This is a genomic window from Hyphomicrobium sp. CS1BSMeth3 (assembly GCF_900117415.1).
Taxonomy (GTDB): Bacteria; Pseudomonadota; Alphaproteobacteria; order Rhizobiales; family Hyphomicrobiaceae.
The window spans coordinates 343,164-362,557 of sequence record NZ_FPEI01000002.1; the positions used below are offsets into that span (position 1 = coordinate 343,164).

Sequence of the window (19,394 nt, forward strand, 5' to 3'; positions counted from 1 at the left end):
GCCGGTCAGCCGGCGCGCTGCTTGCCGATGGTCGCGCGGCCGGCCATGTATTCGGCTGGTGCATTGACGGCTTCGACGGCGCAGAGCCTGCCCTCGCCATCCAGATGCGCGACAGCGAACTTCCCTTGCTCCATATCGCCGCGCACGTCGATGCGCGTCGCGCCGATCGGCAGCCCGGCAATCTGAAGCTTCAGGTCGTACTGGTCGGACCAGAACCAGGGCACTTCCGGCGCGGGCGCCTTGCCGCCGCAGATCGCAGCCGCAGCCTGTCGCGCCTGCTCGAGCGCGCTCGCAACGCTTTCGAGGCGTGCGCGGCAGCTATAGTGCAGCAATGGCCGCTCTGTGCAGTCGCCGATCGCGAAAATATCTGGATCGCTCGTGCGCGCTTCGAGATCGACGGCAATGCCATTGCTGCAGGTAATACCGGCAGCTTGAGCAAGTTCCGTGTTGGGAACGGCGCCCACACCGACGAGCACCATGTCGGCCGCTGCAGTCTCGCCGCTACTGAGCTGCACACCGGCTACACGGCCATCGCGCACATCGAAGCCGGTGACGCCCGTCTCGAGCTGAAATCTGACGCCCTGGCGCTCATGAAAGCTCTGCATGAACGCCGAGATAGGTGGAGAAGCGACGCGGGCGAGCAGGCGCGCCTCGCGCTCGACCACGAGAACGTCCATGCCCTTGAGGCGCGCTGACGCTGCCACCTCCAGCCCGATGTAGCCGCCGCCGATCACGACGAGACGCCGGCCCGCGACGAGGGCGGCCTTGATGTGATCAGCGTCGGCGATCGTGCGAAGCACATGGACGTTCGGCAGATCCTCGCCGACGAGGCCGAGGCGTCGCGCCCGCGCGCCCGTTGCGAGAATGAGCGTGCGATAGCCGAGCGTCTCACCACTCGCGAGCGTGATCGTGTGGGCGCCACGGTCGATGGAGCTCGCGCGCGCGTCGAGACGCAGCGTGATGCCGCGCTGCTCGTAGTAGCTCTGCGGGCGAAGGCCGACGGCAGCAAACACCACGTCGCTCTTCAGCCAGGCCTTCGAGAGCGGCGGACGCTGGTAGGGCAGGTAGGGCTCATCGCCGATGATGGTGATGGGCGCATCCGAGCCGAGCTGGCGCAGATTGGCCGCTACGGCGCCGCCTGCATGGCCCGCCCCAATGATCAGAATGCTCAAGGCGCTCTCCCTCGTATGGTCCGTCAATGATAGCGCGTCTGCGCGCCGCCGATCAGCGCTTCATTGCCACGCACGTCAAATGTGTGCGCCTCCCCGGGCAGTGGACATCCGCGCCGGGCAGTTCACCGTCCGTTCCGCTCGTGCTAGATGTATCGGCGCCATGAGCGAGTCGTCGATCCGCAGGATCATCCACATCGACATGGACGCCTTCTACGCGTCCGTGGAGCAGCGCGACGATGCGGCCCTACGCGGCCGCCCGGTAGCCGTCGGGCACGGCGCTGCGCGCGGCGTCGTGGCGGCGGCGAGCTACGAGGCACGCAAGTTCGGCGTGCGCTCCGCCATGCCGTCGAGCACGGCGCTCAGGAAATGTCCCGAGCTCGTTTTCGTGAAGCCGCGCTTCGAGGTCTATCGCGCGGTGTCGCAGGAGATTCGCGCGATCTTCGCCGAGTACACGCCGCTCATCGAGCCGCTCTCGCTGGATGAAGCTTACCTCGACGTGAGCGAGAACCTGCGCGGCATTCCGACAGCCTCCGCCACCGCGACGGAAATCCGCGCCCGCATTCTTGCCAAGACGAGCCTGACGGCCTCGGCCGGCATTTCGTACAACAAGTTCCTGGCAAAGCTCGCTTCCGATCACCGCAAGCCCAATGGACAGTTCGTCATTCCGCCGGGCGCAGGCGAGGCCTTCATCGCGGACCTGCCGGTCGGCAAATTCCACGGCGTCGGACCGGTGACGGCGGAAAAGATGAACCGCCTCGGTATTTTCACGGGCGCGGATCTGAAGCAGCAAACACTCGCATTCCTCCAGCAGAACTTCGGCAAATCCGGCCCCTGGTACTACGGCCTCGCACGCGGCGAGGATCATCGCGCGGTCGTGCCGGACCGGCCGCGCAAATCCTCGGGCTCGGAGACGACGTTCTCGCGCGATCTCATCGAGCCGGCCGAGATCGAGACCGCCATCTGCGAGATGGCCGATGATGTCTGGGCATGGTGCGAGAAGACGCACGCGCTCGGGCGCACGGTGACGGTCAAGATCAAGTACGCCGATTTCCAGATTGCAACGCGCAGCCGCACGTTCGACGCGCCCATCAATTCTCGAGAGGCCCTGCACGCGGCGAGCCTTCAGCTCGTCCGCTCGGTCTATCCATTGAGCAAGGGCATTCGCCTCGTCGGCGTGACGCTCTCGAGCTTCGGCGCGCGCGACGAAGCATCGACAGAGCAGCTCAGCTTGGCGCTTGCGGAAGGATAGGGAATGCGCCGGGCTGAGGAGCGGCGATAAGCGCCGGCCGTGAGCGCCTGTGGTCGCTCCTCACCCCGGTTACGCCCCAGGACGTGGGACAAAGGGTTCCCCTCTCCCCGCGTGCGGGGAGAGGGGAAAAAAATTCGCTACCCGAACAACCTGAGCTGTCGTTCGCCCTGACCTTTGGTCTCGAAGCCGAGCTGTTCGATGCGGTCGAACGGCACCTGTTCGGCCGTGATGAGCGAGCGCTGCGCCTTGAGCGCGCGCACGAGACCTTCCTGCACGAGATGGAACTCGCCGACCGTCTGATGCGGCAGCACGGCGGCCGGATCGAGACCCGACTCGCTCTGGAAGGCTGCCTTGAGCTTCCTGAGTGCAGTATCCTCGCGCACGCGGCCGATGAACCAGCTCGTGATCTGGTCGCGCGACTTGTAGTCGAGATCGCCCGGCGACTGCGTCGCGAGCATGAGGCCGAGGCCCGCGGAGCGCGCGCGCTTCAGGAGGCTCTGCAGCGGCTCTGCGGTCGCAGGCTTCGCGTTCGCCGGGATGTAGAGGTCCGCCTCGTCGAGCATGACAACGGCCTGCAGCTCGTCGTTCGGATTGCGCTGGCAGAAGCGCAGCGCCTCCGAAAGGAACTGCGAGACCCAGAAGAGGATGTTCTCGTTGTCGCCGAGGAAGCCTGTGTAGATGATCGAAAGGCGCGTGCGACCGTCTGGGCGCGCGTGCGGCCCGATGCCAAGCAGCGATTCCATGCGCAGCGGCTCGCCGCCCGTCTCAAAGAGCGCGGCATTGCGGTGACGGAGGCTGTCGAGCTGCGCGACGAGATCGCGGCGGATCTTGCCCGAGGGATCCATGCGCTGCGTCAGCTCGGTCAGCTCGGGATCCTCGTCTTCCAGCAGGTGAATGAGGTCCGTGAGGCCGACTTCCGTGCTGAAGCGCGAGCCGAGAATGCGTAGCGCCACCGAAAGCGTGCCGGACTGCTTCTGGTGCGTCGCCGAGTTCTTGAGATGCAGCATGTCGCCGAGCGCCGCCGCCGAGAGATTGGCGAGGAGCTGCTGCTCATGCTCGGGAAGCTCGTTGATGCCGGTCGGCAGCAGCGTGATCGAGATCGGCCGACCCGACGCGCGACCCGGCGTGTAGACAGCAACGTCGATGGCATCGCCGAGCCTCTCGCGCAGGCCGCTCGCCTCGCCGAAATCGTCGTCGCGATCGCGCCAGACTTCGGGATTGGCGTAGGAGCAGAGATCGCCCTTGCGGTCGAGCAGGATGACGGGCGTGCCGTTCATCAGAAGCTGCTCGATGAGACAAAGCGCGAGCGTCGTCTTACCGGAGCCCGAGCCGCCGAGCACAGCCGTGTGGCGCTTCAGAACATCCTTGTTGAGCGTGATGCTCTTGCCGCGTCCGCCGATCTCGCGACCGGCAAGAATGCTCGAAGAATTCGAACCGTGCTCGTCGAGGATGACGCTGATCGGCAAATCCTGCTCGTCCTCGCCCGCTGCGGGCGCCGGACCACCGGGATTGGACGAGGACCAACCCGTCCAATCGGCGAGACGGCTCTGCAAGCTCGGCAGGCTGAAGCCATCGCGCGGCGGTGCCTCGGCCGGCAGCGGCGGCGGTCCCTTGGCCCAGGGAAGCGTGACGAGATTGCTCTGTTCGGCGGATTCGAGCGGGGCTTCCACGCCGCGGCGCTTCGCCGGAATGTCGCCCATGGGCATTGGGCCGGCGAGCAGGTCGAGGCGCAGGAGCTGCCCGAGTACGGAGAGGCCCGACAGCAGTTTCGCCTGCTCGAGCCAGCCGCCAAATCCCGGATCCGTGCGATGGCGCGCGTGGAATTCGCGCACCGTCATCATGCGCTCCCACTCGGTCATGGGCACGACGAGCGTGCGCCCGCCGCTCTCGCGGAATTTGCGAAAGGCCTGCGCCGTCTGGTTCTTGCGAGCCGGGGGATAGTCGCTCGCGCGCAGCATGACGGCACTTGCCGCGGAGAGGCTCGACAGAACCTTGTCGAGCTGGCGCTTCAAGCCGCCGCCCTGGGTCGGCCGATTGCAGATGAAGACGCGCGTCTTCTGCATGATGCCGGACGCGTGCGTGACCGTGACATCCGCTGCCGGCAGATCGTCGCCGAGGTCGGCACGGCGCACGGAGAGCGTGACGGCACTGCCCCATTCGGCGCGCGCCAACTCCAACGCGGATGTGAGCACGCCGAGCAGCTCCTGATCGTCGGACGGCATCTCGGCTTCGGAAAGGCTCGCGAAACGCTCCCAGCTCGCGCGGAAATCAATCTGGTTTGCCGATGCCGGCGCACTCTCGCCACCACCGCCGAGGCCGAAGCCAAGGGCGGCCGCGAGCGTCGAGATGAAGCCGGCACCATCCGTCTCCTCGGGCTCGTTGGCCGGCGCTTCCTCGTCGGCGGCACGGCTCTTGAGGCGCGCCTGCGCATCCTCGAGGAGGCGCCGCGTCGAGAGGCCGCCAAGCTCGGCCATGAAATCAGCGCCGAAGAGTTTCGTCAGATCGACGGTCGTCGGATCGACGCCGCGCGCGATCGCGTGCTGCTCGACACGGCGCGAAAGAATGAGCCGCGCCTCGTCGGCCGTGCGGCTCTCGAGCAGCGCGACAGGGCCCGCCTTCTCGATGCGGTCGATGTAGGACTGCGCGAGCACGCCGCGCATCTGGTCGTAGAAATCGCCGAGGCAGGAGATGACGATCAGCGCGCTCGGCACACGGTTCGCAATCTGGATGAGATCGCGCACGGCTTTCTGGAAGCGATCATCGGCATCAGGGAAGAAGCGCAGGTCCTCGACCTGATCGATGCAGAAGACGAGCGCCGCGCGGTCAACCGTCCACATGAGCTTGCCGAGGCTCTCGATGATCTCGAAAGCGCGGCCCTCGCCCGTGCTCGGATCGAGCGCGGCGACGGACGACTGCGACAGCTCGTTGAGCTGGCGGCCCTGCAGATACTGGCGCACGCGCTGGTCGATGCGCGGGTCGGCGCGCTGGAGATAGAGGAGCGCGCGAACGATGTTGATGTCGAGCTCCTGCTCGGCGAACGACGGGCTCGCGACGATCTCGTCGGCATAGGAGATGATCAGCTTGGCGAGCTGGTCCTCGTCGAGCTTGGCTTCAGTCAGCTCGTTGAGCTGCTCGTCGTTGAGCGCGGCGGCGGCGAGCTTGTTGGTGAGCCGTGCAAGACCGCTCTCGCCCTCGTCATCGGGATCGTAGGGCTTCTCGAGCGAAGCCACGAGGCGGCGCAGGTAGTAGTCGGCATAGCTCGCGACGTCCGGCGTCATCTGCGCATAGCCGAAATAGGCCGTGCCGGCGCGATGGCTGGCCGTCCTGAGCGCGCGGATGAGATGCGTCTTGCCGGCACCGGACTGGCCGTGGAAGAGCAGCAGACGCGCGGGCGTCACGGTCCCTTCGGCTTTGACGATCGCGTCGAGCGCACTTTGAAATTTCGCGCGCGCGGATTTATGCACGGCCGCGATGTCGACCGGGTCGGCATGCCAGACGTCGTCTTCCCAGGTGATCGAGTGCTCAAATGCCGACGCAAAACTCTCGACCGGGGCCGCGCTCTCTACTGCACGCTGCATGTTCTTGTTGTTCCTCGATACAAAGAAATGTGTTGCCCCTGGAGGGACTACTCATCGACACGCACGAAGTGCCAGACCGTATTCTTGAAGACGGTGGCCGAGGCCTGGATGTCGTCGAGATCGCGCTTCTCGCGCAGATCCGATGTCCCGAGCACCAGAAGCCCTGTGCGATGTGCCTCCGTGAGCATCGCCTTGAACTCGATCTCGCTCAGTCCCCAACCGGCGTGCCGTTCGCGCACCGCGGTCCAGACTTGTGAGATGTAGACCTTGCGGCTGCCCGACCAGCCGCCGACCGCGAGCGGCCGCGCCAGAGCTTTCACCGCACGCGCGAACGCCTCGGGGCCGGGCCTTCCCGTTTCCACGGGCGCAGGCGCCGGTCGCAGTTGCTGGACGACGGCCGGTGCATTTGTCGACGGCGCCACGGATGGCTTCGCTGGCGCCGGTGCGACTTCGGCCCGAGCCTGCGGCCTCGGCACCGCCATCGGCCACTCGAGGTCGCCCGTCACGAATCGGCGCAGCAGCGCGAGCCGCATGGCCTGCAACGTGGCGCTCGTGACGCCGATCGCTTCCGCTGCGAGCCCCGCGACGAGCCGGCTGTCCGAGCCGAAATCGCGCGGGCGCACCGAGAGCTGGCCCGCAAGCAACCGTGCTGCCTTCGCCGAGAGCCCTGACTTGGCCCCCAGATCGCGCTGAAGGCGATTGCCGAAAGCCCGATCGAGCGCCAGCAGCGCAAGGTCGTTCCTGAGCCGCGAGGCGCTCGCCGCAGAGCGCGGCTTGAGCCCGTGCGCCGCGATCACGATCGCGCTTCTCAGCCCCTCGATCTTGCCGAGCGCCTTGAGGCGCCGAGCCGGCAAGCCCGGCGTCCCGAGCGCGCGGGCGATCAAGAGCCCATCGCGCACCGCCGCCCAGTCACCCAAACCCACCGGGCTCACGCCCAGGAAATTCTGCGCCTGGCGCCGTCCGGTCGCCGTCGCGTGCAGGCGATTGCTCCGCCGCACAGCGAACTGATCCTTGATATGCGCCGCCACCAGCCGCCCGAGCAGCAGCCGCCACTCCGCGGCTTCGACAACGGGACTGACCAAAGGTTGCAGGTCCCGCGCGAGCTCGGCCTCGCTGACGCCTGCCTCGCTGATCGACAGCCGAACCAGAACGAGCGCGCCAAGCCGCAGCGCATCGACTCGCGCCGGCTCCGCGCGCGGCGCGTTCAGTACCGCCACCGCCATGTCCTTGCCCCCTAGCAAACCGCCGTCTGCCTCCGAGCTGTCCAACACAGGCGACAATGCGCACATGGCCGCGGTCGCGTTCGACCCGACCTTTACCCAGCACTCTTTACCCAGCACATGGGGATCTGCCGGTCGCGCACCCCTGCGCGCTCCACCGGACGATCGGGCAGGATTTCTTGTTTCCCTCGCGAAATCCCAGCCGCCGGGCCCCTCAACCCGGACGAATCACCGTAGAATCAACAGCATTCTGGAAGAGTGCAACAAATCCGCCAAGCAAAATCGCCCCGAATCGGTCCGTCCCGGCAGCCGTGAGGGCATCAGGCCACGGCGCGGGCCAATTATATTTAACGACGAGGGCCCAATGGCCCCAATAATGTCACGAAGATTCCATCTCTTATGCCCCGGCAGGACAGGATTCTCCCGCGTACTGTGCAGGTGAGGCGACGGGCCCGAACACTTCGGGCTCGTACAGGGGATCTGCAGAAAACGACGCGGCCAAGGCCCGGTCCTGACAGAGGGGAAATGATCTCCGTGCGCGCATCGTTAAGGGCAAATTAACTACCCGGCGGCATAGTTAATGCTGGGTATGTTGCGCGTCGGACGGCAGGAGTTGAGCCCATGTATCGCGTGCTGGTGGGGGTTACGGTCGCTCTCTGGACGACCGGTTGCAGCATGAATTCGAGTGCCCTGACGGCCGGCTTCGCAGATAGCCCGAGCCTCTCGGCCCGACCGACCCGCCAAGCCTCTTTGGGCGGCGATCTCGACACCCGCACCCCGACCCGCGTCGAAGGCAGCCAGCGCACCGCGAGCCTCGCGCCGAGCGCCAATCGCCCCTCCGAGCGCGCGCCCAAGGGGGCCCTCGCCGACCGCGATTACTCCCGCGCCGCCCTCAATCCCGAGTCCGCCCGCGACGCCATCAACAATTACCGCCGCTCCAAGGGCTTGAAGCCCTTGAAGCTCGACGCCGAGCTGACCACGGCCGCCCGCGCGCACGCCCAGGATCTCGCCAAGTGGGACCGCATCTCGCATTACGGCTCCGACGGCTCGAACCCCTGGGATCGCGTCAAGCGCGCCGGTTATAATGCCAAGCTCGCGGCGGAAAACGTCGGCACCGGCCAGGCGACGTTCGATGAAGTGCTCAAGGGCTGGCAGAACAGCCCCGGCCACAACAAGAATCTCCTCCAGCCAGAAGCCCAGCACATCGGCCTCGCCCTGGTCCACGATCCCAAGACCGAGTTCAAGACCTTCTGGACCCTGGTCATCGGCTCACGGCTCTAGCCATAACGCGCTTGCGGCTCTGATCGCCGCGACGCTTTAGTTGCGGCTGCAGCGACCGCGCGGCCATTTAGCTCTTCTACCTCCGATCGGCTTTTCGTTCCGGCGCGCGCGGGCTATACCCGCGCGCAACCGACATCCCCACGCCGACTGGAGCCCGATATGACCGCCATCGTCGACATCATTGGCCGCGAGATCCTCGACAGCCGTGGCAACCCGACCGTCGAGGTCGACGTCACGCTGGAGGACGGCTCGGTCGGGCGGGCGGCTGTTCCCTCCGGCGCCTCGACGGGCGCGCACGAGGCCAACGAGCTGCGCGACGGCGACAAGTCCCGCTATCTCGGCAAGGGCGTGCTGAAGGCCGTCGATGCGGTGAATGGCGAGATCTTCGACTCGCTTTCCGGCATGGATGCCGAGGACCAGCGCCGCATCGATGCGGCGCTCATCAGCCTCGACGGTACGCCGAACAAGTCGCGCCTCGGCGCCAACGCCATCCTCGGCGTCTCGCTCGCCACGGCCAAGGCGGCCGCCCTCGCGAGCAACCTGCCCCTCTACCGCTACATCGGCGGCACCAACGCCCGCGTCCTGCCCGTGCCGATGATGAACATCATCAACGGCGGCGCTCATGCCGACAACCCGATCGACATCCAGGAATTCATGATCATGCCGGTCGGCGCCGAGACCTGCGCCGACGCCATCCGCATGGGGGCGGAGGTCTTCCACACGCTGCGGAAGGGTCTCCACGATGCCGGCCATTCGACGAATGTCGGCGACGAGGGCGGCTTCGCACCAAACCTCAAGAGTGCCGACGAGGCTCTCGGCTTCATCATGAAGTCGATCGAGAAGGCGGGCTACAAGCCCGGCGATGACATCGTGCTGGCGCTCGATTGTGCGGCCACGGAATTCTACAAGGACGGCAAGTACGCGCTCGAGGGCGAGGGCAAGTCGCTCGACGGCGCCGGCATGGCGAAGTACCTCGCGGATCTCGTCGCGCGCTATCCCATAGTCTCCATCGAGGACGGAATGTCGGAGGACGACTGGGCGGGCTGGAAGACGCTCACCGAGGCGATCGGCAGCCGCTGCCAGCTCGTCGGCGACGACCTTTTCGTCACCAACACCAAGCGCCTCGCCGAGGGCATCGCCAAGGGCGTCGCCAACTCGATCCTCGTCAAGGTCAATCAGATCGGCTCACTGACGGAGACGCTCGACGCCGTCGATATGGCCCAGCGCGCCCGCTACACGGCCGTCATTTCGCACCGCTCCGGCGAGACCGAGGACTCGACCATCGCGGATCTCGCGGTCGCGACCAACGCCGGCCAGATCAAGACCGGCTCGCTCTCGCGCTCGGACCGCCTCGCCAAGTACAACCAGCTCATCCGTATCGAGGAGCAGCTCGGCGACGTCGCTCAGTACGCCGGCCGATCGGTGCTTCGCAGGGCCTGATTCGAGCCCCCGCGACAACGTGTGCCGCGCCTCCCCGACCCTGCGTCAACAACACGTGGAAGACATGCGTGTTGGGGATGGATATTGACACGTTTTTGACATATAGGACCGCGTATTGGCGCTGCCTCTTGACTTGAAGTTAAGAAGCTTGCGTCACATATCCGGCGCTCAACCGGCAGCGATGGAGCCGCAGCGATGATGTCCGTTCCGCAAACCCAGGACGCCGACACGCTGCAAACCGACGAACCCGACTGGTATGGCGATCGGCTCCGCGAGGAATGCGGGGTCTTCGGCATATTCGGCCACGACGATGCGGCCGCGATCACAGCCCTCGGGATGCACGCGCTCCAGCACCGCGGCCAGGAAGGCTGCGGCATCGTCACCTACGACGGCACGCGCTTCAATCAGGAGCGTCGTCTGGGTCTGGTGGGCGACAACTTCTCTAAAGCAAGCGTGATCGAGCGGCTCAGGGGCCGCATGGCCGTCGGCCACAACCGCTACTCGACGACCGGCGACGTCGTTCTCCGCAACGTGCAGCCGCTCTTCGCCGACCTCGATACGGGCGGCTTCGCCGTCGGCCACAACGGCAATCTCACGAACGCGCTGACGCTGCGCCAGGAGCTCGTCTCTTCCGGCGCCATCTGCCAGTCGACCTCCGACACCGAGGTCATTCTCCATCTCATTTCCCGCTCGAAGAAGCGCCGCATCGTCGAGCGCTTTATCGATGCGCTTCTCCAGATCGAAGGCGCCTACGCGCTCGTCGGCCTCACCAACGACATGCTGATCGGCGCGCGCGATCCCGTCGGCATCCGCCCGCTCGTGCTCGGCCGTCTCGGCGAGGCCTACGTGCTCGCCTCGGAGACCTGCGCCCTCGACATCGTCGGTGCGCAATTCGTGCGCGAGATCGACAACGGCGAGGTGGTGGTGATCACCGCGGAGGGCGTCGAGAGCCATCGCCCCTTCCCCAAACGCCCGGCCCGCCCGTGCATCTTCGAGTACATCTACTTCGCCCGCCCGGACTCCATCTCTGGCGGGCGAAGTGTTTATGAGGTCCGCAAGAACTTCGGCATCGAGCTCGCACGCGAGTCGCTCATTCCTGCCGACGTGATCGTGCCGATCCCGGACTCGGGCGTGCCGGCCGCCATTGGCTACGCGCAGTTCTCGAGCATTCCTTATGAGCTCGGCATCGTGCGCAATCACTACGTCGGGCGCACGTTCATCGAGCCCGAGCAGCGCATCCGCCAGCTCGGCGTGAAGCTCAAGCATTCGGCGAATGTCGGCGTCATCCGTGGCGCCCGCGTCGTCCTTATCGATGACAGCGTGGTGCGCGGCACGACCTCGAAGAAGATCGTCGACATGATCCGTGACGCCGGGGCGAAGGAGGTCCACATGCGGATCTCGAGCCCGCCGATCAAGTATCCGGATTTCTACGGCATCGACACGCCGCGCACCGAGGAACTGCTGGCAGCAAATATGTCGGTCGAGCAGATGCGCGAGTTCATGGGCGCCGACAGCCTCGCCTTCCTGTCGATCGACGGTACGTATCGCGCCATGGGCTTCGACCGCCGTGATCCGAAGAATCCGCAGTTTACCGATCACTGCTTCACCGGCAGCTACCCGACGCGCCTCGTCGACCGCGATGGCTCGAACGGCTACCAGCTCTCGCTTCTGGCCGAAGTGAGCTGAAGCCGGTCTCACATCACTGAAACAATTGATGGGCCCGCGCGCTGTGCGTTGCGGGCCCTGCTGCTTTGCGCGGTGAGGGCATTGCGCAAGAGCGCTTCCGTGCCGCACTATGTATGGACTTAATCAAAATTATCCCGGAAACGCCCTCATGAAACTGATCGACGCCGCGCGCGTCATTCGCTCGAAGAACGCGGGGCCGACCCAGGTCACGCTCGACCTGATGTTCGACACCCGCGAGATGTACGAGCGTGCGCTCGCCGCGCCGAGCCTCAAGGCCGCGGTGATCGCCCAGCGCTTCAATGTCGCCGAGGCCGAGATCATTCCCTATCCGGCCGCCAACGCGATCAAGATCGTGCTGCCACGTCGCATCATCGCCGGCACACCCGGCGACACCGACGTCTACGGCGCCCAGCAACACCGCCCCATCCTGGATCTCGAAATATGAGCGCGTTCGCCTCGACCATCGACGCCTGGAAGCGCGAGAAGGGCCCGCTGCGCATCCTCTCTGCCTCCGGCCAGCTCGGCTATGGCATTCCCGAGCCCGCCTTCCGCGCCGGCCTTGCGCGGAAGCCGCACCTCATCGGCGCCGACATGGGCTCGGTCGATCCTGGCCCCTACTACCTCGGTGCAGGCAAGCTCGCGACCGCGCGGCGCTCCTCGAAGCGCGATCTCGGCCTCGCAATCGTCGGCGCGGTGAGAAATCGCATTCCCTTCATCCTCGGCACGGCCGGCACCGGCGGCGGCGATCCGCATCTTGCCGAGACCATGGAGATCATTCGCGAGATCGCGCGCGAGAACGATCTCAACTTCCGCGTCGCCACGATCGGCGCCGAGATGCCGCGCGACGTAGTGAAGGCCGCCGTGCGCGCGAAGAAGGTCACAGCCATCGGCCCGATCAGCACCCTCACCGAAGCTGAGGTCGACGGCGCTGCCCGCATCGTCGGCCAGATGGGCATGGAAGCTTTCCAGCGCGCCATCGACCTCGAACCGGACATCATCATTGCCGGCCGCGCCTGCGATACCGCGATCTACGCGACGCTGCCGCAGCGTCTCGGCTTCCCCGTCGGCCCCGCCCTGCAGATGGCGAAGATCATCGAGTGTGCCTCGCTCTGCTGTGAAGGCGGTGGGCGCGATGCCATGCTCGGCACGCTCGAAGGTGAGAGCTTCGTCCTCGAAAGCATGAACCCGAACCGCCGCGCGACGCCGATGTCGGTTGCTGCGCACAGTCTCTATGAGCAGGCCGATCCGCTCTCCGTCGCCGAGCCCGAGGGCATTCTCTATCTCGCCGATGCCAAGTACGAGGCCGTGGACGAGCGCCGCGTGCGCGTGTCCGGCGGCCGCTGGGAGCCGGCCACCCAGTTCTCCGTGAAGATCGAGGGCGCAACGCGGATCGGCGCGCGTGCGGTGCTCGTCGCCGGCTCGACGGATCCTGTATTCATCGCCAAGGCGCAGGAGATCGCGGCCAGCGTCGAGGCCATGATCCGCGAGCTGGTGCCGCCCAATCCCAAGCGGCCCTACGAGCTCTTCTTCCGCTTTTATGGTCTCGGTGTCGTCGGCGGCCAGCCCGTGACGACCGTGCCCGAAGAGGTGGGCGTGCTCGTCGAATGCATTGGCGAGACCGAGGAAGAAGCCCGCGCCGTCGCCGCGACGGCGAAGCAGTACCTGCTGCACGCACCATTCCCAGGCCGCATCTCGACAGCCGGCAACCTCGGCTTCCCCTTCACGCCGCCGGAGATGACGGCCGGCGACGCCTATCGCTTCAGCGTCTATCACATCATGGAGGTCGACGACCTCGCGCCGCTCTTTCCTGTCTCGATTGAAACCATCGGCAGATAACGCCGCAAACGACATAAGGGAGGACGACCATGGACCTGCAGCTTGCGGGCAAGAAGGTGCTTGTCACCGGCGGATCGAAGGGCATTGGCGTCGCCATCGGCGAAGCCTTTGCCGCCGAGGGCGCGAACGTCATCCTCGTCTCGCGCAGCGCCGACTCTCTCAACGCGGCGGCTGACGACATCCGCTCGCGCCATCAGGCCAACGTCACGACGCACGCCGCCGACCTCTCGCAGGAGTCCGCGCGCGAGGCCACCATGGCGCGCTTTCCCGACATCGACATTCTCGTAAACAACGCGGGCGCGATCCCCGGCGGCAGCATTCTCGACATGAGCATGGCCAAGTGGACCGAGGCCTGGGCGCTCAAGGTCATGGGCTACATCCACATGACCCAGCTCGCGCTTCAGCAGATGAAGCCGCGCAAATCGGGCACGATCATCAACATCATCGGCATGGCCGGCCCGGCGCCGCGGTGGGACTACATCTGCGGCTCCACGGGCAACGCCGGCCTCAATGCCTTCACGAAAGGCATCGGCTCGGGCGCCGCGGACTTCGGCGTACGCGTGTTCGGCATCAATCCGGCGGCGACGCGCACGGACCGCATCATGACGCTCACGAAGACGCGCGCGCAGACCACCTTCGGCGATGAGAACCGCTGGGAAGAGCTGCTTCAGGGATTGCCCTTCGGCCGCCTCAAAGAACCGCAAGAAGTAGCAGCGCTGACGGTCATGCTCGCGGCACCGCAAGTGGCGTATCTCTCGGGCACTGTCATCGACATGGATGGGGGCGGCCAGTATCGGCGCTGAGCACGTACTGGTCGGGGGCGCTCACTTTGGGTGGCTCATTGGGGGGTGGCTCGCATGGCCATCGACACGACCCGCACGATCGAGATCAGGCTCTCACCCTGGCGGATGATCGGCACGATCGCCGTCAGCGCAGCCTTCGTCCTCATCTCGCTTTTCATCACGCCCGCGCACGGCGCCATCGGCGAAGTCGTTGGCGGCCTCGGCGTCGCCTTCTTCGGCTTCGTCGCCCTGGTTGCACTCTGGCGCCTGCTCGCGCTGCGCGGCCCCATTGTCACGGTCTCGCCGCGCGGCGTCAGGGACACGCGCCTCACGGGAGAGATCGTGCCGTGGTCGGCCATCCACGGCATCTCGACATGGTCGGCCTACAATCAACCGGCGATCGTGCTCGCCGTCGATCCGGCCTATGAGCGCGCGCTGAAGTTGACCACCATGGCGCGCCTCACGCGGCCGCTCAACACAGCCGTCGGTGCGGACGGACTCTGCATTGCCTCCCAGGGCCTGAAAATGGGGCACGAGGCGCTGCTGGAGACGATTACGGCCTACTGGCAGCGGGCGCGCGGCGATCGGACTTAGGATTGGGGGATCGCGCCACTGGACGCCCGCGCCTCGGCCCCCTAAGACAGCCCCCAACGCTGAGTTCACAGCCGTCAGGGCTATTTCCATGTTCGACATCAGAGCCATTCGCGAGAACCCCGCCGCCTTCGACGCCGGCCTCAAGCGCCGCGGGCTCGAGCCGCTCTCGGCCGGGCTCATCGCCAAGGACGAGGAGCTACGCGCGATCAAGACGCGTCTGCAGGAAGCCCAGGCGCGGCGCAATTCGGCCTCGAAGGAGATCGGCAAAGCCAAGGCCTCCAAGGACGAGGCGCTGGCGAGCACGCTCATGGCTGAGGTTGCAGCCCTCAAGGACCAGCTTCAGGCCGGCGAGGACAAGCAGCGCGATCTCGAAGCCGCGCTGGAGCGTGAGCTGGCCGTTCTGCCGAACATCCCGCTCGCCGACGTGCCCGAGGGCAAGGACGAGACGGCCAATGTCGAGGTCCGCCGCTGGGGCGATCCGAAGACGATGCCCGCCGCGAGCCTCAATAAGCCGAAGCAACACTTCGAGATCGGAGAGGCGCTCGGCCTCATGGATTTCGAGGCGGCCGCGCGCATGTCGGGCGCCCGCTTCGTCGTACTGAAGGGCCAGCTCGCCCGTCTCGAGCGCGCGCTCGCGATGTTCATGCTCGACATCCACACGGGCGAGTTCGGCTACACCGAATGCCAGGTGCCGCTGCTCGTGCGCGATCAGGCCATGTATGGCACGGCGCAGTTGCCGAAGTTCGAGGAGGATCTGTTCCAGACCACCGGCGAGAACAGGTTCTGGCTCATCCCGACCGCCGAAGTCTCGCTGACCAACCTCGCGCGCGAGCAGATCATCGACGAGGCGGCACTGCCACTGCGCTACACGGCATGGTCGCCGTGCTTCCGCTCCGAAGCGGGCGCGGCGGGGCGCGACACGCGCGGCATGATCCGCCAGCATCAGTTCAGCAAGGTCGAGCTCGTCTCCATCACCACGCCCGACAAATCGCTCGCCGAGCACGAGCGCATGACGAACTGCGCCGAGACGATCCTCAAGCGCTTGGGGCTTCCCCATCGCACGATCGTGCTCTGCACGGGCGACATGGGCTTCTCCGCGCAGAAGACCTACGACCTCGAGGTTTGGCTGCCGGGCCAGGATGCCTATCGCGAGATCTCGTCCTGCTCGGTGTGCGGCGATTTCCAGGCGCGGCGCATGGGCGCGCGCTTCCGCCCGGCCGGCGGCAAAGGCACGGAGTTCGTGCACACGCTGAACGGCTCCGGCCTCGCGGTCGGCCGCACGCTCATCGCGGTCCTGGAGAACTACCAGCAGGTGGATGGGAGCGTGCTCATTCCCGAGCCGCTGCGCCCGTACATGGGCGGCCTGGAGCGGATCTCTAAGCCGTAGGAGAAGGGCCTACGCGCCCTTCTTCTTTGCTTTCGCCTTCGTCCCCGTCGAGCCAAAGCCGCCGGCACCACGCGCGGTTTCCGACACAGCCTTCACCTCAACGAGCGTCGCCTGCACGACGGGCGCGACGATGATCTGCGCAATGCGCTCGCCGCGCTCGATCGTGACTGTTTCCGTGCCGAGGTTGATCAGCATAACCATGACCTCGCCGCGATAGTCGGAGTCGATCGTTCCGGGCGAGTTCAGCAGCGTGATGCCGTGGCGAATGGCGAGGCCCGAGCGCGGACGAACCTGCACCTCATAGCCTTCGGGAATTTGCAGCACGAGGCCCGTCGGCACGAGCTTGCGCGCGCCGGGCGCCAGCTCCATCGGGCCGTCCTCGGGAACAGCGGCAACAAGATCCAGCCCCGCGGCACCCGTCGACTGATAGGCCGGCAGCTCCAGCCCCTCGGCGTGCGGCAAACGCAGCACCTCGATCGTCACTTTTCCCATCTGCGCCCCCACAATTCTCGCCGCGCCCCCGCGCGATCAGGCTTCGCCAATCAGGCCTCGCCTGTGTTCTCCGCGAGCCAAGCCGCCACGCGATCCATGAGCTGGCGCGCGACATCGCCCTTGTCCATGTCCGGCCAGCTCTCCACGCCCTCGGCGCTCACAATGTGCACGGCATTGCGGTCGCCGCCCATGATGCCCGTCGCGGGCGACACGTCATTGGCGACGATCCAGTCCGCGCCCTTGCTCTTGCGCTTCTTCTTCGCGTTCTCGAGCACGTTGTCGGTCTCGGCCGCGAAGCCGACGACGAGCGGCGGACGGCGCCCGGCCTTTGCCTGCCCGACCGTCTTCAGAATGTCCGGGTTCTCGACGAGCGACAGCGTCGGCGTCGCGTGCTTCGCATCCTTCTTGATCTTCTGATTGCTCGCATCGGCGACGCGCCAGTCCGCGACCGCAGCCGTGAAGATGCCGACGTCCGCCGGCAGCGCCGCCTCGACCGTCGCCAGCATCTCTCGTGCGCTCTCGACGTGCGACACGAACACGCCGTGCGGGATCGGCAAGCCGGTCGGTCCCGAGATGAGCGTCACGCGGGCACCGAGCGCACGTGCTGCGGCTGCGAGCGCATAGCCCTGCTTGCCGGACGAGCGATTGGCGATGTAGCGCACAGGATCGATGGGCTCGTGCGTCGGGCCCGCCGTGATCAGCACGTGACGCCCCGCGAGCGGCTGCGTCGCGCCAATGTGGTTGGCGATCTCGTCGCCCCAGAGGCGCTCGATGGCCGCGAGGATCTCGTGCGGCTCGGCCATGCGGCCGGGCCCCGCCTCATTGCGCTCGGCCATCTCGCCGGCATTGGGCCCGATGAAGTGAATGCCGTCCGCTTCGAGCGTCGCGGCATTGCGCTGCGTCGCCGCGTGCTGCCACATGCGCGGGTTCATGGCCGGCGCGATGAGCACGGGCTTGTCGGTCGCGAGCAGGACAGCGGTGGCGAGGTCGTCGGCATGGCCGCCCGCCATCTTGGCCATGAGGTCGGCCGTCGCGGGTGCCACCACGATCAGATCCGCCTCGCGCGAAAGGCGGATGTGGCCGATCTCGCGCTCCTCATCGACGTCGAAAAGCTCGGTCAGCACGCGCTCGTTGGAGATCGCGCTCACGGAGAGCGGCGTCACGAAGGCTTGCGCCGCCTTGGTCATGACCGTGCGCACGGAGAAACCGCGCTCGCGCGCGCGCCGGATCAGCTCCAGGCACTTGTAGGCGGCAATGCCACCGCCGATGATGAGAAGCAGGCGTCGCTCGCGCACGGGTCTCTAGCTCCTGACTAACGGCGTCCAGTGTACCACCGTCGTCCGGTGGCCACTAAACACGATCAGGAATTACGCTTTCCACTCATATACTCAGGCAGCCAGGCTGCGTGGCTTTTGCGGAGCTGGGCCAGAGAGAGCGGGGCTTCCCCCTTGAGTTGTATGGCATCGCCACCCGTCCGCCCGATGATGCGGACCGCGAGCCCGAGGAGGCGTGCCCGCTCGGCAATTTCCTCGGCTGTCGAGGGCGCCGCGGCGAGCACATAGCGGCCCTGGTCCTCGCCGAACCAGACGGCGTGCGGCGGCAGTTTGCCCTCATAGGGGAACAGCTCGGCGCCGCGGTTCCCGGCGAGCGCCATCTCCGCAACGGCCACCAACAGGCCGCCATCGCTCACATCATGGACGGCCGAGACCTTCTCCTCGCGAATGAGCGCGCGCACGAGATTGCCGGCCTTGATCTCGTCTTCAAGATCGACAGGCGGCGGCGCGCCCTCGTTCTTGCCCGTGACATGGAGCTGGTAGAGCGACTGGCCGAGGTGGCCTTCCTCATGACCGATCAGGATCAGCAGATGGCCGTCGTGCTTGAGCTTGATGTCGGCCGTCTTCGTCCAGTCGGGAACGAGGCCGACGCCGCCGATCGCGGGCGTCGGCGGAATGCCCTTGCCGTTCGTCTCATTGTAGAGCGAGACATTGCCCGACACGACCGGATAGCCGAGCGCGCGGCACGCTTCGCCCATACCTTCGACCGAGCCGACGAACTGGCCCATGATCTCAGGCCGCTCGGGATTGCCGAAGTTCATGTTGTCTGTGATGGCGATGGGATCGGCGCCGACGGCCGTCAGATTGCGCCACGTCTCGACCACGGCCTGCTTCGTGCCTATGACCGGATCGGCGAGGCAGTAGCGCGGCGTGACATCGCAGCTCGCCGCGATCGCCTTCTTCGTGCCCGGCAGGCGCACGACGGCCGCATCACCACCGGGGCGCCCGATGGTCTGGCCCATGACCATGTGATCGTACTGCTCGTAGATCCAGCGGCGCGAGGCGAGATGCGGCCCGCTCATCATGGCCTCGAGCGTGCCGGTAAGGCTCGCAGCCGCCGGCACCCACTCGGCGAGAATGGTCTTCGGCGGATCGGTCGGCACCCACGGGCGCTGATAGAGCGGCGCCGAGTTCGCGAGCTTGTCGACGGGCAGATCCGCTTCGACCTTGCCCTTGTGCTTGACGATCATGCGGCCCGTATCGGTGGTCTTGCCGATGATCGCGAAATCGAGGCCCCACTTGCGGAACACGGCCTCGCCCGCAGCTTCCGAGCCGGGCTTGAGGATCATGAGCATGCGCTCCTGGCTCTCCGAGAGCATCATCTCGTATGCCGTCTTCTGCTT

The 19,394-nt window shown here is 66.3% G+C and carries 14 protein-coding genes; 9 read left to right on the top strand and 5 right to left on the bottom strand.

Annotated elements, in window-relative coordinates; all coding sequences use genetic code 11:
- Positions 1 to 5: 5 nt before the first annotated feature.
- Complete coding sequence (locus CS1BSM3_RS01625; protein ID WP_072385207.1) at positions 6 to 1,172, bottom strand: NAD(P)/FAD-dependent oxidoreductase; 1,167 nt, start codon at positions 1,170 to 1,172, stop codon at positions 6 to 8.
- 160 nt (positions 1,173 to 1,332) lie between these two features.
- Between CS1BSM3_RS01625 and dinB the strand changes: the two genes are divergently transcribed.
- On the top strand, positions 1,333 to 2,421 hold the full coding sequence (dinB, locus tag CS1BSM3_RS01630) for a DNA polymerase IV (RefSeq protein WP_072385208.1): 1,089 nt from the start codon (positions 1,333 to 1,335) through the stop codon (positions 2,419 to 2,421).
- A 137-nt stretch (positions 2,422 to 2,558) separates the two neighbouring features.
- Here the strand turns inward: dinB and CS1BSM3_RS01635 are convergent, their stop codons facing one another.
- Positions 2,559 to 5,999, bottom strand: coding sequence for a helicase HerA-like domain-containing protein (locus CS1BSM3_RS01635; protein ID WP_072385209.1), 3,441 nt, complete (start codon positions 5,997 to 5,999; stop codon positions 2,559 to 2,561).
- Positions 6,000 to 6,046: 47 nt separating this feature from the next.
- Positions 6,047 to 7,222 (bottom strand): hypothetical protein, encoded by a 1,176-nt coding sequence (locus CS1BSM3_RS01640; RefSeq protein WP_072385210.1) that lies wholly within the window; start codon positions 7,220 to 7,222, stop codon positions 6,047 to 6,049.
- 618 nt (positions 7,223 to 7,840) lie between these two features.
- Between CS1BSM3_RS01640 and CS1BSM3_RS01645 the strand changes: the two genes are divergently transcribed.
- From CS1BSM3_RS01645 to serS, 8 genes are all read left to right on the top strand, one after another.
- Positions 7,841 to 8,500 carry a CAP domain-containing protein gene (locus CS1BSM3_RS01645; protein ID WP_072385211.1) on the top strand — a complete coding sequence of 220 codons (660 nt, stop codon included), beginning with the start codon at positions 7,841 to 7,843 and terminating at the stop codon, positions 8,498 to 8,500.
- 159 nt (positions 8,501 to 8,659) lie between these two features.
- Complete coding sequence (gene eno / locus CS1BSM3_RS01650; protein WP_072385212.1) at positions 8,660 to 9,940, top strand: phosphopyruvate hydratase; 1,281 nt, start codon at positions 8,660 to 8,662, stop codon at positions 9,938 to 9,940.
- Positions 9,941 to 10,138: 198 nt separating this feature from the next.
- Positions 10,139 to 11,626, top strand: coding sequence for an amidophosphoribosyltransferase (purF, locus tag CS1BSM3_RS01655; protein WP_083528151.1), 1,488 nt, complete (start codon positions 10,139 to 10,141; stop codon positions 11,624 to 11,626).
- 148 nt (positions 11,627 to 11,774) lie between these two features.
- Positions 11,775 to 12,071, top strand: a complete 297-nt coding sequence (locus CS1BSM3_RS01660) for a DUF4387 domain-containing protein (protein WP_072385213.1) — start codon at positions 11,775 to 11,777, stop codon at positions 12,069 to 12,071.
- Positions 12,068 to 13,462: an acyclic terpene utilization AtuA family protein gene (locus tag CS1BSM3_RS01665; protein ID WP_072385214.1), complete on the top strand. Its 1,395-nt coding sequence runs from the start codon at positions 12,068 to 12,070 to the stop codon at positions 13,460 to 13,462. Before CS1BSM3_RS01660 ends, CS1BSM3_RS01665 begins: the two co-directional genes overlap by 4 nt.
- Positions 13,463 to 13,491: 29 nt before the next feature.
- On the top strand, positions 13,492 to 14,265 hold the full coding sequence (locus CS1BSM3_RS01670) for an SDR family oxidoreductase (RefSeq protein ID WP_072385215.1): 774 nt from the start codon (positions 13,492 to 13,494) through the stop codon (positions 14,263 to 14,265).
- A gap of 54 nt (positions 14,266 to 14,319) precedes the next feature.
- Positions 14,320 to 14,838: an STM3941 family protein gene (locus tag CS1BSM3_RS01675; RefSeq protein ID WP_072385216.1), complete on the top strand. Its 519-nt coding sequence runs from the start codon at positions 14,320 to 14,322 to the stop codon at positions 14,836 to 14,838.
- An 88-nt stretch (positions 14,839 to 14,926) separates the two neighbouring features.
- A complete protein-coding gene (serS, locus tag CS1BSM3_RS01680; protein WP_072385217.1) occupies positions 14,927 to 16,225 on the top strand; it encodes a serine--tRNA ligase in 1,299 nt (432 codons plus the stop codon).
- Positions 16,226 to 16,234: 9 nt separating this feature from the next.
- Here the strand turns inward: serS and dut are convergent, their stop codons facing one another.
- Positions 16,235 to 16,717, bottom strand: coding sequence for a dUTP diphosphatase (gene dut, locus CS1BSM3_RS01685; protein WP_072385218.1), 483 nt, complete (start codon positions 16,715 to 16,717; stop codon positions 16,235 to 16,237).
- A gap of 50 nt (positions 16,718 to 16,767) precedes the next feature.
- Positions 16,768 to 18,012, bottom strand: coding sequence for a bifunctional phosphopantothenoylcysteine decarboxylase/phosphopantothenate--cysteine ligase CoaBC (coaBC, locus tag CS1BSM3_RS01690; RefSeq protein ID WP_072385219.1), 1,245 nt, complete (start codon positions 18,010 to 18,012; stop codon positions 16,768 to 16,770).
- Between the last annotated feature and the right edge of the window lie 1,382 nt (positions 18,013 to 19,394).